General features: G+C 63.5%; 14 protein-coding genes. 9 read left to right on the plus strand and 5 right to left on the minus strand.

Going from position 1 to position 13,396, the window contains the following annotated elements:
- Positions 1-62: 62 nt before the first annotated feature.
- Together L6637_RS05460 and L6637_RS05465 are read right to left on the minus strand one after the other, a co-directional pair.
- Complete coding sequence (locus tag L6637_RS05460) at positions 63-1,376, minus strand: ABC transporter substrate-binding protein (RefSeq protein WP_237858580.1); 1,314 nt, start codon at positions 1,374-1,376, stop codon at positions 63-65.
- 46 nt (positions 1,377-1,422) lie between these two features.
- Positions 1,423-2,484, minus strand: coding sequence for an ABC transporter ATP-binding protein (locus L6637_RS05465; protein WP_237858581.1), 1,062 nt, complete (start codon positions 2,482-2,484; stop codon positions 1,423-1,425).
- A gap of 203 nt (positions 2,485-2,687) precedes the next feature.
- Between L6637_RS05465 and gntR the strand changes: the two genes are divergently transcribed.
- From gntR to L6637_RS05495, 6 genes are all read left to right on the plus strand, one after another.
- A complete protein-coding gene (gene gntR, locus L6637_RS05470; RefSeq protein WP_237858582.1) occupies positions 2,688-3,785 on the plus strand; it encodes an HTH-type transcriptional regulator GntR in 1,098 nt (365 codons plus the stop codon).
- Between the two features lie 127 nt (positions 3,786-3,912).
- Positions 3,913-5,742: an IlvD/Edd family dehydratase gene (locus L6637_RS05475; RefSeq protein WP_237858583.1), complete on the plus strand. Its 1,830-nt coding sequence runs from the start codon at positions 3,913-3,915 to the stop codon at positions 5,740-5,742.
- A 168-nt stretch (positions 5,743-5,910) separates the two neighbouring features.
- Positions 5,911-6,642 carry an SDR family oxidoreductase gene (locus tag L6637_RS05480; RefSeq protein WP_237858584.1) on the plus strand — a complete coding sequence of 244 codons (732 nt, stop codon included), beginning with the start codon at positions 5,911-5,913 and terminating at the stop codon, positions 6,640-6,642.
- A 21-nt stretch (positions 6,643-6,663) separates the two neighbouring features.
- Positions 6,664-7,410 carry an SDR family NAD(P)-dependent oxidoreductase gene (locus L6637_RS05485; protein WP_237869510.1) on the plus strand — a complete coding sequence of 249 codons (747 nt, stop codon included), beginning with the start codon at positions 6,664-6,666 and terminating at the stop codon, positions 7,408-7,410.
- A gap of 39 nt (positions 7,411-7,449) precedes the next feature.
- Complete coding sequence (locus L6637_RS05490; RefSeq protein ID WP_237858587.1) at positions 7,450-8,607, plus strand: serine hydrolase domain-containing protein; 1,158 nt, start codon at positions 7,450-7,452, stop codon at positions 8,605-8,607.
- Entirely contained in the window at positions 8,604-8,996 is a 393-nt protein-coding gene (locus L6637_RS05495) for a GFA family protein (protein WP_237858589.1), read from the plus strand. The genes L6637_RS05490 and L6637_RS05495 overlap by 4 nt, the downstream gene beginning before the upstream one ends.
- 2 nt (positions 8,997-8,998) lie before the next feature.
- On the opposite strand, the gene L6637_RS05500 is transcribed toward L6637_RS05495, so the two are convergent.
- Positions 8,999-9,910, minus strand: coding sequence for a DMT family transporter (locus L6637_RS05500; protein WP_237869512.1), 912 nt, complete (start codon positions 9,908-9,910; stop codon positions 8,999-9,001).
- A gap of 91 nt (positions 9,911-10,001) precedes the next feature.
- On the opposite strand from L6637_RS05500, the gene L6637_RS05505 reads away from it, so the two are divergent.
- From L6637_RS05505 to L6637_RS05515, 3 genes are all read left to right on the plus strand, one after another.
- Entirely contained in the window at positions 10,002-10,868 is an 867-nt protein-coding gene (locus tag L6637_RS05505) for a LysR family transcriptional regulator (RefSeq protein WP_237869514.1), read from the plus strand.
- A gap of 74 nt (positions 10,869-10,942) precedes the next feature.
- The gene (locus tag L6637_RS05510; RefSeq protein ID WP_237858592.1) at positions 10,943-11,623 is read left to right on the plus strand and encodes a site-2 protease family protein; all 681 of its coding nucleotides are present in this window, start codon (positions 10,943-10,945) and stop codon (positions 11,621-11,623) included.
- A gap of 75 nt (positions 11,624-11,698) precedes the next feature.
- Positions 11,699-12,121 carry a hypothetical protein gene (locus tag L6637_RS05515; protein ID WP_237858593.1) on the plus strand — a complete coding sequence of 141 codons (423 nt, stop codon included), beginning with the start codon at positions 11,699-11,701 and terminating at the stop codon, positions 12,119-12,121.
- 11 nt (positions 12,122-12,132) lie between these two features.
- On the opposite strand, the gene L6637_RS05520 is transcribed toward L6637_RS05515, so the two are convergent.
- The gene (locus L6637_RS05520) at positions 12,133-12,924 is read right to left on the minus strand and encodes an energy transducer TonB (protein WP_237869516.1); all 792 of its coding nucleotides are present in this window, start codon (positions 12,922-12,924) and stop codon (positions 12,133-12,135) included.
- A 10-nt stretch (positions 12,925-12,934) separates the two neighbouring features.
- The gene (gene exbD / locus L6637_RS05525; protein WP_237858595.1) at positions 12,935-13,396 is read right to left on the minus strand and encodes a TonB system transport protein ExbD; all 462 of its coding nucleotides are present in this window, start codon (positions 13,394-13,396) and stop codon (positions 12,935-12,937) included.

The following is a 13,396-nucleotide window of genomic DNA, read 5'->3' on the forward strand; positions in this document are numbered from 1 at the left end:
TCCCCTTCAAGAACGACAACGGCGGCGCCCAGCAAACCGGGCGCCGCCGAGGTGGTAGCAGATCAGACCTGGTAGTAGCGCTTGGCGCGCTCGGCGGCGCGCTTTGCTGCTTCCTGCGGCGTGGCCTGTCCAGAGGCGGCTTCGGCGAACATATCGACCACGACGAAGTCGCCCATGACGGCGGCCGAGGCGTAGCCGAGATCGCCGGCATAGCCGTTGTCGCGGCAACGCTTTAGGCAGTCGCGATACGGCGTGATCTTGGGATCGGAGGTCCACACCGGATTGTCATTATAGGCCGGAAGCGGCGGCGAGACGTAGCCGTTGGAGGCGACCTCCCACGCGTCGTAGTTCTCCTTATCCATCATGAACTTGATGTATTCCTTGACCGCCTTCGGATACTTCGAGTGCTTGTAACCGTAGTAGACGAGGACGTTCTGCTGCTCGGTCGGCACGCCCACGGGCCCGATCGGCATCGGCGCATGGTCCATGTCCTTGGCGATCTCCTGCTGCTTCGGATCGGGCGAGGTCTTGCCGACGGTCCAGATCGAGATGCCGTTCAGGGTAAGGCTGAGTTCGCCGTTGAGGAACGCCTTGTTGTTGTTCGAGTCATTCCACGACAGCACGCCCGGAATGAACGTCGCATAGAGCTGCTTGACGTATTCGAGGGCTGCGATCGTTTCGGGAGAATCGAGCACGACCTCGTTCTTGTCGTTGACGACCTTGCCGCCGAACGCCCACAGCGCCCACTGGCACCAGCCGTTGGCGTCACCCGTGGCGTGGCCGAGGGCGAAGCCGGCCGGCGTATTGTTCTTCTTCAGGGCCTGGCACAGCTTGAGGAAGCCGTCGGTATCCTTCGGGAATTGCTCGAAGCCCGCGGCCTTCATGTGGCTGATGCGGTAGTTCAGGCAGCCGCCGGTCGCGCCTTGCGGAATCGCGATCCAGTTGTTGCCCTTCTTGCCGTAGCGCTCGGCCACCGGATACCAGCCGCCATATTGTTTGCCGAGATAGTCGGCAACGTCGGTGACGTCGATCAGCTTCTCCGGGAATTTGAAGGGATCGTCGAGCGTGCCGATGATCAGGTCCGGACCCGCGCCGACATTGGCGGCGACCGCGGCCTTGGGGCGGATGTCTTCCCAGCTCTCGGCCTCGAGCTTCACCTTGATGCCGGTCTTCTCGGAAAACTTCTTGGTCTGCTCGGCGAACTTGTCGAACTCGGCCTGGATGAACTGCTTCCAGCGCAGCACGCGGATCGAGGCGTTAGGCTCCGGCGTGTTGGTCCACTCCGCAGCCCGGACGGGGACGATCCCCGGGCCAGCCAGCAACGCTGCGCCGCCCAGGCCGGCTTTAAGCACACTTCGCCTGTCGAAATCGCTCATCGTTCTCTCCCTGATTTTTTAATTGTATTTGGTCGTTCTGAAGTCGCTACAGGCGTTTGCCTGTCGCCTCGTCAAACAAGTGAATCACGTCCGGATCGGGCTTCAGCTTGACCTTGTCGCCCGGGTTGAACTGGTGACGTTCGCGGAAGACCGCGACGACCTGCTCGCCACCGACCTTCGCAAATACCTGCGTCTCCGAGCCGGTCGGCTCGACCACGACGATCTCGGCGTCGGCGCCGTCGTCGGCAATGGTGAAATGCTCGGGACGGACGCCGTAAACGACGGGCTTGCCGTCCGAGGCAGCCGGCGCGCTCTTGAGCGGCAGCTTGACGCCGTTCGGTCCCTCGAAGGTGGCAACGCCGTTGACGCGGATGTGCCCCTTCAGGAAATTCATGGCCGGCGAGCCGATGAAGCCGGCGACGAACTGGTTTTCCGGCTTGTCGTAGAGCTCGAGCGGCGTGCCCATCTGCTCGACGATGCCGTCATGCATCACGACGATCTTGTCGGCCATGGTCATGGCCTCGATCTGGTCGTGGGTGACGTAAACGGTGGTGGTCTTGAGCCGCTGGTGCAGCTCCTTGATCTCGGTCCGCATGGCGACGCGCAGCTTGGCGTCGAGGTTCGACAGCGGCTCGTCGAACAGGAACACCTGGGGATCGCGCACGATGGCGCGGCCCATGGCGACGCGCTGGCGCTGGCCACCTGAGAGCTGGCGCGGATAGCGGTCGAGCAATGGCGTCAGTGCAAGAATCTCAGCGGCGCGCTTGACGCGCTTGCTGATCTCGTCCGAGCCGGCATTCCGCAGCTTCAGCGAGAAGCCCATGTTCTCGGCGACGGTCATGTGCGGATAGAGCGCGTAGTTCTGGAACACCATCGCAATGTCCCGCTCCTTGGGCTGGACATTGTTGACGACGCGGTCGCCGATCGAGATCGTGCCTGATGTGATGTTCTCGAGGCCTGCGAGCATGCGCAGAAGCGTCGACTTGCCGCAGCCGGAGGGGCCAACCAGGACGACAAACTGGCCGTCCTCGATCGGGATCGAGACGCCGTGCAGGACTTCAAAATTGCCGAACGATTTCCGCACGTCGCGGATTTGCACAGACGACATCTAGCTCCCTCCTTCGACTTAGACGACGCAACTGGCGCGCCGCCACCGTCTTGTTTTTCTGAACTTCGCTGACCTGAAGCCCTCTTAACAGGCGACATTGTCAGCAGTTTGTGCGGGTTTGGCAATTTGTCTTTGGTTAGTCGCTGCTGGTAGCGCTGTCAACGATCCTTTGTTTGCGGGATAGGCTGTGTTAAGAGCAACAAATGGGTCGAAAGCGCACCAAGTCTGGCAAGATTCGGCTGGCGGAAGTCGCCGAGCTGGCCGGCGTCAGCCCGATCACAGCGTCCCGCTTCTTCCGCAATCCCGAGGCGCTGTCGGTCGCCAAGCGGACGCGGGTCGAAAGCGCGGCCCGGGAGCTCGGCTATGTGCCCAACCTTGCGGCACGGGCGCTGGCTTCGCAGCGCACCGAGGTGATCGGTGTCTTGATTCCGTCACTGACCAACAACGTGTTTTCCGATGTGCTCCGCGGGATCTACGATGCGTCCGAAGGCAGCCGCTATTCGATCCAGCTGTCCAACACGCGCTACTCCATTCTTCAGGAGGAGAAGCTGCTGCGCCTGTTCCTGGCGCAGAAGCCGGCGGGACTGATCGTCACGGGCATCGACCAGACCACCGAATCCCGCGCGATGCTAGAGGCGGCTGACTGCCCAATCGTGCAGATCATGGAGATTGGGCCCAATCCGGTCGACATGATGATCGGCTTTTCCCATTATGATGCAGCGCGCGCAGCAATTGCGCATTTGTTCGCACAGGGCCACCGCAGGATCGGCTTCGTAGGCGCCCGCATGGATCCCCGGGTGCAGCGCCGGCTCGACGGCTATGCCGCAGCCATGAAAGACGCCGGCCTGTTCGACCAAAGACTGATCGTGACGACGGCGACGCCGACCTCGGTGACGCTGGGTGGCGCGCTGTTTGCCGATCTGATCGCGCGCGAGCCTGACATCGACGCGGTGTTCTGCGCCAATGACGACCTTGCGCTCGGCGTTCTCTTCGAATGCCGCCGCCGCGAGATCCCGGTCCCCGATCAGATCGCAATCGTCGGCTTCAACGACCTCGAATTCATGGCCTCCTCGGTGCCGACGCTGACGAGCGTGCGGACCAACCGTTACGAGATGGGCAGCACGGCTGCCGCGATGCTGATTGAGGCGATCGAGGGAAAGCGTCCCGAAAAGCCCGTGCTCGATCTCGGCTTCACGGTCATCGAACGGCAGAGTTCACAAGCACAACGGCCGACGGCGAGCCCCCGCGCGGGTGAATGGGCGCCCGCCGTACAAAATGATAGCGTTACCAACGACCCGTGAGTAATATCCCAACGATGAGGAAATGTTCGCCAGCAGGCGGGCCGTCTTTACTTGCTCGCACTGCCGGGCAGCGCACCGATCGACATCCCAAACGTCGGCCCGTGCGTTTGCATTGAAGGAGAAACCCATGACAAAAAAGCCAACCAATGGGCACGCGCCCGCCGGCAACGGCACCCGCCGCCATCTTCGCTCGCAGGACTGGTTCAACAATCCGCATAATCCGGGCATGACCGCGCTCTATATGGAGCGCTACCTGAATTTCGGCCTCACCCGTGCCGAGCTGCAATCCGGCAAGCCGATCATCGGCATCGCCCAGACCGGCAATGACCTGTCGCCCTGCAACCGCCACCATATCGAGCTCGCCCACCGCGTCCGCGAAGGCATCCGCGAGGCCGGCGGCATTGCGATGGAGTTCCCGACCCACCCGATCCAGGAGACCGGCAAGCGCCCGACGGCGGCGCTCGACCGCAACCTGGCTTATCTCGGCCTGGTCGAGGTGCTCTACGGCTATCCGCTCGACGGCGTGGTGCTGACCACCGGTTGCGACAAGACCACGCCGGCCTGCATGATGGCCGCTGCGACTGTCAACCTGCCTGCGATCGTTCTGTCGGGTGGCCCGATGCTGAACGGCTGGCATGACGGTGAGCGCACCGGCTCCGGCACTATCGTCTGGAAGTCGCGCGAGCGGCTCGCCGCCGGCGAGATCGACTATGAAGAGTTTATGGAGATCGTGGCCTCCTCGGCACCCTCGGTCGGCCACTGCAACACCATGGGCACGGCCTCGACCATGAATGCGCTTGCAGAAGCACTTGGCTTCTCGCTGCCGGGCTGCGCGGCGATCCCGGCGCCCTATCGCGAGCGCGGCCAGATCGCCTATGAGACGGGCAAGCGCATCGTCGATATGGTCTGGGAGGATCTGAAGCCCTCGGATTTCCTGACCCGCAAAGCGTTCGAGAACTGCATCGTGGTAAATTCGGCCATCGGCGGCTCGACCAATGCGCCGATCCATATCAACGCGCTCGCGCGCCACATCGGCGTCGAGCTCTCAATCGACGACTGGCAGAAAGTCGGTCACGACGTGCCACTGCTCGTCAACCTTCAGCCGGCCGGCTTCTATCTCGGCGAGGAATTCCATCGCTCCGGCGGAGTGCCCACCGTGATTCGCGAACTCGTGAAGCACAAGCGCATCCATGAGGACGCGCTCACCGTCAACGGCCGCGGCATCGGCGAGAACTGCGCAAGTGCGCCCAAGCCCGATCAGGATGTGATCTGGGCCTACGACAAGCCGATGGTGAAGGATGCCGGCTTCCTGGTGCTGCGCGGCAATCTGTTCGATTCCGCGATCATGAAAACCAGCGTGATCTCAAAGGAGTTCCGCGAGCGCTATCTCAGCAACCCGAAAGACCTGAACGCGTTCGAAGGACGCGCGGTCGTGTTCGAGGGGCCGGAAGATTATCATGAACGGATCGAGGATCCCGCGCTCGGGATCGACGAGCATTGCGTGCTGTTCATCCGCGGCACCGGCCCGATCGGTTACCCCGGTGGCGCCGAGGTCGTGAACATGCAGCCGCCGGCCGCGCTGATCAAACGTGGCATCCTCGCCCTGCCCTGCATCGGCGACGGCCGCCAGTCCGGCACCTCGGGCTCGCCCTCGATCCTGAATGCCTCGCCGGAAGCGGCCGCCAATGGCGGGCTCGCGATCCTCAAGACCGGGGACAAGGTCCGCATCGACCTCAACAAGGGCAGCGCCAACATCCTGATCACGGACGAGGAGCTGAAGAAGCGTCACGCCGACCTCAAGGCCGCCGGCGGCTTCAAGCATCCGCCGAACCAGACGCCGTGGCAGGAGATCTATCGCAACACCGTCGGCCAGCAATCGACCGGCGCCTGTATGGAGCTCGCCACGCGCTACCAGAACGTCGCCTCGGCGTTTGGCGTGCCGCGGGATAATCACTAGCAGCCACACCGTCATTGCGAGCGAAGCGAAGCAATCCAGAGATATCTCCGCGGAGACAGTCCTGGATTGCTTCGTCGCATCGGTGCAAAATTGCTCCGCAATTTTGTCACGAGCTCCTCGCAATGAGGTGGGGTTGGCATTCGAATGAACACAAGGGAGAAAAACAACATGGCAGACCGCCTCAAGGGCAAGCGCGCCGTCATCACGGCCGCAGCGGCCGGCATCGGGCGCGCATGCGCCGTTGCGTTCGCACGTGAGGGCGCGACCGTCATCGCAACCGACATCAACGAGGCCGGCATCGCAGGCCTGACCAAGGAAGGCATCGCCGAGGTCGCCAAGCTCGACGTCCGCAACACCGCCGACGTGAACGCCTTCGCCAAGCGTGTCGGCAAGATCGACATCCTGCTCAACGCAGCCGGCTTCGTGCACCACGGCAGCATCCTGGACTGCTCGGAAGAGGATTTCGATTTCTCGTTCGACCTCAACGTCAAGTCGATGCACCGGACCATCAAGGCCTTCCTGCCCGACATGATCGCAGGCGGCGGCGGCAGCATCGTCAACATCTCGTCCTGCGCGGCGCTGCGGCCGCCGGCGAACCGCTACGTTTACAGCTCATCGAAGGCAGCGGTGTCGCTGCTGTCGCGTGCAGTGGCGCTCGACTTCATCACCAAGGGCATCCGCTGCAACTCGATCTGCCCCGGCACCGTCGAGACCCCCTCGATGCTCGACCGCGCGGCCGCGCAAGGCCCGCAGGGCAAGGAGATGTTCATCTCGCGCCAGAAGATGGGTCGGCTCGGCACGGCCGACGAAATCGCCAACATGGCGATCTATCTCGGCAGCGACGAGAGTGCCTTCACCACTGGCGTCGACCTCGTCGTTGACGGCGGCTACATGCTCTGACGTCCACCCGGATCACATCTGATGAACAAGATTGATCTCAACGATCGGGTCGCCGTCGTCACCGGCGGCGCGCAGGGCTTTGGCCGCGCCATCACCGAACGTTTCGTCGCCTCCGGCGCCCGGGTCGCGATCTGGGATTTCGACTCAGGCTTGGCCGAGAAAACCGCCAAGGACATCGGCGACAACGTTCGCACCTTCAAGGTCGATGTCACCGACACCGCAGGCGTCGGGCAGGCCCGCGATGCGACGCTGGCCGCCTTCGGCAAGATCGATATCCTCGTCAACAATGCCGGCATCGCCGGCGTCAACAAGCCGGTCTGGGAAACCGACCTCGAGGAATGGCGCAAGGTGCTGCGCATCAATCTCGACGGCCCCTTCATCGTCTGCAAGGCGATCGTGCCTGTGATGCTCGAACAGAAATACGGGCGGATCGTGAACATCGCCTCGATCGCCGGCAAGGAAGGCAACCCGAACGCCGCGCACTATTCCGCCTCCAAGGCCGGCCTGATCGCGCTGACGAAGTCGCTCGGCAAGGAGCTCGCCGCGCATGACATTCTCGTGAATGCAGTCACGCCGGCCGCGGCCAAGACCGCGATCTTCGACCAGATGACGCAGCAGCATATCGATTTCATGCTGTCTAAGATCCCCAAAGCGCGCTTCGTGCTGGTCGAAGAGCTCGCCGCGATGGTGAGCTGGCTTGCATCTCAGGATTGTGGCTTCTCGACCGGCGCGGTCTTTGATATTTCCGGGGGACGGGCGACCTACTGAGCCATTGGCCGCCCCAAGGGGACTCCGAAGGGGCGGACCATGCAGCTCAGGCGACGCGATTTTGTGAAGCTCGCAGCGGGCGCAGGCGCGCTGTCGCTATTTTCGCATCCTGCAATCGCGCAGCTCGCGCCGAACCCGCCAAGCATCCGCCCGCCCTCGCCGGCCGAACGCGCAGCGATGGGCCGACTGGCGCAGACCTTCATGGGCAAATACGACGTGCCGGGGCTCTCCTTTGCGATCGGTTATGCCGGCGCGATCGTGCACCAGGCCGCCTTTGGCGTGGCCGATCGCGAGCAGAACGAAGCAACGACGCCGCAGCACCTGTTTCGCATCGCCAGCGTCAGCAAGATGATCACATCGGTCACGCTGTTCCGGCTGATCGAGGAGAACCGCGTCAAGCTCGGCGACCGCGTGTTCGGCCCCGGTGCGCTGCTCGGCACCGATTACGGCGCGCCGCCCACCTCGCCCGGCATCGACCAGATCACGCTCGAGCATCTCCTGACACACACCGGCGGCGGCTGGACCAACGACAACCACGATCCCATGTTCACGCATCCGCACATGGATCATGCGCAGCTGATCACCTGGACGCTGGCCAACCGGCCGCTGGACCGTCCGCCGGGCCAGCACTACGCCTACTCGAATTTCGGCTATTGCGTGCTGGGCCGGGTGATCGAGAAGCTTACCGGCCAGCGCTACGCCGAGCATGTCCGCGCCGAAGTGCTCGGCCGTTGCGGCGTCAACGACATGACGCTCGCAGGCAACACTCGCGATCAGCGCCAGGCGGGCGAAGTCGCCTATTACTGCAAGGTCGAAAGTCCCTACGAGATGAACGTCCACCGCATGGATTCCCATGGCGGCTGGATCGCGACGCCGACCGACCTCGTGCAATTCCTGATGCATGTCGACGGCTATGCACGGCCGGCGAACATTTTGCGGCCGCACACCATCCAGACGATGACATCAGCGCCGAGCTACAGCCCTGATTACGCCAAGGGTTTCTGCATCAACAAATCAGACAATTGGTGGCACAATGGCAGCCTGCCAGGCACCAGCACCATTGCGGTCAGAACCCATGGCGGCTTCTGCTGGGCCGCCTTCACCAATGTCAGCCGGCCGAACACCAACATGGATGGCGACCTCGATGAGCTCAACTGGAACATGGCGCGGCAAGTCAGCGAATGGCGGGTGGCATGATTAGAGAAGGTGGATGCCTGTGCGGCGCGGTGCGGTTCAAGGCGGAGGGCGAGCCGCTGAACGTGCGCATCTGTCACTGCCGCATGTGCCAGAAGGCGATGGGCTCGCCCTATTTCGCCCGCGCCCAGTTCGACCAGAAAATGCTGACCGTCGAGGGAGACACCGGCCGCTATAAGTCGTCCGAAGCGATCGATCGCGTGTTCTGCAAGACCTGCGGCACGCGGCTGTTCTCCTGGCGGCGCAACGGCACGCTGGCAGGCGTCGCACTCGCGACCTTCGACGACCGCAACGCTTTCGCACCGACCGAACACATCTGGGTCTCGGAAAAGCTCGTCTGGGTGAAGCTCGACGACGGCCTGACGCAATATCAGGGAACGATCCCGGCGTGATCTTAGGAGCGGCTTGAAGCAGACAGGCCGGCGGCCTCAACGCGCCGTCCAGTCGTCGTGGCGAGCCAGATCCCGGCGAACACCGCGACGATGCCGGCGGCGAGATTCCAGCGCAGCGGCTCATGCAGCAGCCAGGCGCCGACCAGCGATGCCGTGGTCGGATTGACCGTCACCGAGATCGCCACGCGCGTCGGCGTGGTCCGCTCCAACGCGAAGGCCCAGAGATAGAAGGTCAGCGCCGCACCAAATGCGCCGAGATAGAACGCCGCGAGCCATTGCGACCTGCCGAAATCTGCGATGGGTGCGAAACTGCCACGGACGCTCGAGAGCAGGATGAGACAGGCAGCGCCTGCGGCCATGCTCATGGTCGTGAAGGCGATCGGGCTGGAGCGCCGGATCACCGGCTTCGACCAGATGCCGTACAGTGCCATGCACAGTGCAGCCGCCATCATCAGGAGATCACCGCGCCAGGCGCCTGATGGCGCCGAACTGAGGTCAGTGAGCAGCGCGACGGCAACACCAAGCGTCGCCACCACGACACCGATCGCTTTGCGCCAGCTCAGGGCCTCGCTGCCGAGGGCGGCGCCGATCACCAGCGACAACAGCGGCAGCGTCGACAGCGCGAGCGCACCGCGCGCGGCCGTCGTGAAAATCAAAGATGCATTGAACAGGATCGGAAACAGCGCGAAGAACAGGATGCCGAGCCCAATAGCAACAGCCCAGTCGCCTCGCGCCGGCCAACGATCGCCTCGCAGCAAGGTCAGCGGCAGCAGCAGCAGAAAGCCGATGCCGAACCGGAACGAGCCGATCGCCAGCGGATCGATACTGCTCACGAGATAGCGCGTCGCGCCGATCGAGGTGCCGCCCAGCGCACTCGACAGCACTGCGGCCAGAACGCCAAAAATCTCGCCCACAATTCCTCCACTCGGACAGGTCGACGAACAGCATACGGGGCGTGCCAAAACTGGGAATGGAATTTCCGTCATGCTGGGATAACGTTCCATCATGACCGCGTCCGATCTCGATCCCGATTTGCTGAGGGCTTTTCTCGCCGTCGCCGAGCATCGCTCGTTCACGCGCGCGGCCGACCAGCTCAACCGGACCCAGTCGGCGGTGAGCGTGCAGGTCAGGCGACTTGAGGAGCGGCTCGGCACAAAGCTGTTTCAGCGCAATCGCTCCGGCGTCGTGCCGACCGCGGCGGGCCAGGAGCTGTGCGCCTATGCGCAGCGAATCCTTGCCCTTCATGCCGAGGCAGTCGGTGCTCTGCATGGGCGCAAGCCGGAGGCCGTCATCCGCCTCGGCGTGATGGACGATTATGGCACGATCGTCATTCCGCCGCTGCTGGCGGACTTTGCCAAAAGCCATCCGACTGTCAGGGTCGAGGTCGAGACCGGACTGACCGCGACCATGCCGGCCCGGCTCGGCGAGGCCTATGATCTCGTTATCGCCATGCATCCGGAAGGGCGCGGCGGTGGTGAGCTGTTGCGGCGCGAGCAGGCCGTCTGGGCGGCCGCCGCCTCTTGTCGCGCCGTGGCGGAAGACACCCTGCCCGTGGCGCTCTACCCGCGCGGCTGCCTGTTCCGCCAATGGGCCACCGAGGCGCTTGATCACGCCTACCGGCCCTGGCGGCTCGCCTTTGTCAGCCGGACGCTGGCAGCGGTGGAAGCGATCGCGGCGCAGGGCCTCGCGGTCACCGTGGTGAAGGCAGGCACCCTGCCGCCTCGCCTGCGCACTCTCGGCCTGCGCGATGGTCTGCCGCCGCTGCCCGCGGCGGACATCCGCCTGCACCGCGCGCGCAAGCTGCCGCGCCCGGCGGCGCTGCTCGCCGATCATTTGCAGCGTGGCATTTCGGAACCGGCCACCCTATGTTGAGCTGAAGCGTTGCTGCACCGCCGGTTTGGCCGGGTCGTCTGCAAGGCGACAGGCACATACGGGCAAGATACGACGTGAACATTTCCTTCTATGATCTCTCTGTGTGGGTGCTGCCGCTGGTGCTCGCCATCACGTTCCATGAAGCCGCGCACGGCTTCGTGGCGCACCGGCTCGGCGACAACACCGCCTGGCAGCTCGGCCGCGTCAGCTTCAACCCGCTCCGCCATATCGACCCGTTCGGCACGCTCATTTTGCCGGCGATGCTGCTGTTCGCGCATTCGCCGTTCCTGTTCGGCTATGCCAAGCCCGTGCCGGTGAATTTTCGCAAGCTCAACAATCCGAAGATGGACATGGTCTGGGTCGCCCTCGCCGGCCCCATCACCAACATCCTACTGGCGCTGCTCGCGGGCCTCGCGCTCCACGTTTTGCCCTGGGCGCCGGCAGGCTCAGCGCAATGGATCTTTGACAATCTCAAGAATGCGCTGCTGATCAACGCCGTGCTGGCCGTATTCAACATGATGCCGATCCCGCCGCTCGACGGCGGACGGGTCGCGGTCGGGCTGTTGCCCCGGCCGCTCGCTTTGCCCCTGTCCCGGCTCGAGCCGTTCGGCATGCTGATCCTGATCGCGCTCCTGATCCTGTTGCCGCTGGCGGGTTCCCAGTTCGGTCTAAATCTTGATGTTATTTCAGCAATACTGCGAACGTTGACCGGTTATGTGATTCAAGCTGTTCTCTTCGCTACCGGCAATGCGTAGTTGAAGCCGTACACCCGACCCTGCACTTGAAGACAAGCCTGAGGGCTAGAGGCCAACTTGGTCAAAGCTGCCGATATGCTGATCGCGCGACGCGCCGACACCCGTGCCCGCGCCGATTTCGCCACCTGGAAGATGATGGCCAAGCTGAATGGGCTGTCGGCGCTGCCACCGGATGCACAGGGCTTCCTCGATGGCTACAAGAAGCTGCTGGAGCGGATGAACGAGGACGAAGCGTCCGAGGCCACCATCGCCGAGGTCTATAAATCCTACTATCTGGAGATGGGCGGCGGTGGAAACCCGCCCGACGTCCGCACCCGGCCGGCCGAACCGGCAAAGGACAATGTTACCGCTTTCCGGCGCCCGGCCCCCAAACCGAAAAAGGCCAGCTTCTTCGGGGCGACGACGGTCGGGGGAACGCAGAAGCGCCCCCTGCCGGTGGCGTTGATCTTTGCGTGCTTGGTCGTGGTCTATGTCGGGATCAAGTTCTACTGGCGCTGACGGCCACGCCGCTATTTCGACGGCTTCTTGAAATTCACCGGCAGGCTAAAGGCGAACTGGTCATCCGTCAGCTCAGCCGGCGGAACCGGCACCGGATCCGAGCGACGCACCATTGAAATGGCCGCATCGTCGAAGGCGGGGTCCCCTGAGGACTCCGCGACATTGACGGACACGACATTGCCGCGCCGGTTCAGGACCAGGCTGAGCTTGACCGTCGTCGTCTTGCTCTTCTCCTTGGGGTAGCGCTTGTGAATCTCGAAATAGGCACTGATCCGCTTGCCCCATTCGGCCGTCAGCTTGCGGATGTCCTTGCCGATGCCCTGATGGGGGGCGGCCGCCTTCTCGCCCTCGCGCGCGTCCTCGTTCAGCGCCTGCCTGGCCGATTCCTGGGCGTTCGGCATCTCCTCGACCGCCTGCGTTTCGACCTTGGCCACCTCCGTGGTGTCCTCGACCGGCTTCTTGGAGTCGTTCTCGGTAACCAGGCGGTCCGGGTCCTCGGCTTCCTGGGGGATATCCTTCGGCAGATCGGTCTCTTTCACCTCGGCCTGCTGCTGCATCTGCTGCGGCTGGTACTGCGAGGCTTCGCTGTCCGGGCCAGGCGGCAGATCAGTCTCGGGGAGCTTTGGCGAGGTCATTTCGACGGCGTATTCCGCGCCGTTGGCGCCGAGACCATCGTCAGCGTCGTCGGGGCGAAGGTTCGCGAGCGCCAGCGCGGCCCCGCCAAGGTGCAGGCCGACAGCCACGACAGCGGCCAGGATCCACAACGGCCGCGAGGATTTTGCCTCGAACACAGGGTCGGTCATCGCGCTGCCATCAGGGTTGGACCGCTCCTTGCGCCGGCCCGGCCGCCGCAGGAGGAGCCTCGAGCGCCACCAGCTTGATCCGAGAATAGCCGCCGGATCGCAGGATTTCCATGACGCCCATCAACTCGCCGTAAGGCACCGCCTTGTCGGCGCGTAGGAACACGTATTTGTCCTTGCTCATGTCGGCGATGGCGTCGAGCGAGCTGACGAGGTCGGTGCGCTTGACCGGATTTTCGCCAATCGCGAGCGTCAGATCGGGCTTGATGCTGACATAGGTCGGCTTGTCCGGCTTCTTCTGCGGGGTCGCACTTGATGTCGGCAGGTCGATCGGCAGGTCGACCGTCGACAACGGGGCTGCGACCATAAAGATGATCAGCAGCACCAGAATGACGTCGATGAACGGCGTGACGTTGATGTCATGCGTTTCCGAGAAATCGTCGTCGTCATCGTTGTCGGTGAGCGAAACGGCCAT

It is taken from the genome of Bradyrhizobium zhengyangense (assembly GCF_022012435.1).
Taxonomy (GTDB): Bacteria; Pseudomonadota; Alphaproteobacteria; order Rhizobiales; family Xanthobacteraceae; genus Bradyrhizobium; species Bradyrhizobium zhengyangense.

Bases quoted from the DNA above. Each gene is read 5' to 3' on its own strand.
- L6637_RS05460 (WP_237858580.1), bottom strand. From the start codon at position 1,376: ATGAGCGATTTCGACAGGCGAAGTGTGCTTAAAGCCGGCCTGGGCGGC.
- L6637_RS05465 (WP_237858581.1), bottom strand. From the start codon at position 2,484: ATGTCGTCTGTGCAAATCCGCGACGTGCGGAAATCGTTCGGCAATTTT.
- gntR (WP_237858582.1), top strand. From the start codon at position 2,688: ATGGGTCGAAAGCGCACCAAGTCTGGCAAGATTCGGCTGGCGGAAGTC.
- L6637_RS05475 (WP_237858583.1), top strand. From the start codon at position 3,913: ATGACAAAAAAGCCAACCAATGGGCACGCGCCCGCCGGCAACGGCACC.
- L6637_RS05480 (WP_237858584.1), top strand. From the start codon at position 5,911: ATGGCAGACCGCCTCAAGGGCAAGCGCGCCGTCATCACGGCCGCAGCG.
- L6637_RS05485 (WP_237869510.1), top strand. From the start codon at position 6,664: ATGAACAAGATTGATCTCAACGATCGGGTCGCCGTCGTCACCGGCGGC.
- L6637_RS05490 (WP_237858587.1), top strand. From the start codon at position 7,450: ATGCAGCTCAGGCGACGCGATTTTGTGAAGCTCGCAGCGGGCGCAGGC.
- L6637_RS05495 (WP_237858589.1), top strand. From the start codon at position 8,604: ATGATTAGAGAAGGTGGATGCCTGTGCGGCGCGGTGCGGTTCAAGGCG.
- L6637_RS05505 (WP_237869514.1), top strand. From the start codon at position 10,002: ATGACCGCGTCCGATCTCGATCCCGATTTGCTGAGGGCTTTTCTCGCC.
- L6637_RS05515 (WP_237858593.1), top strand. From the start codon at position 11,699: ATGCTGATCGCGCGACGCGCCGACACCCGTGCCCGCGCCGATTTCGCC.
- L6637_RS05520 (WP_237869516.1), bottom strand. From the start codon at position 12,924: ATGACCGACCCTGTGTTCGAGGCAAAATCCTCGCGGCCGTTGTGGATC.
- exbD (WP_237858595.1), bottom strand. From the start codon at position 13,396: ATGGCCGTTTCGCTCACCGACAACGATGACGACGACGATTTCTCGGAA.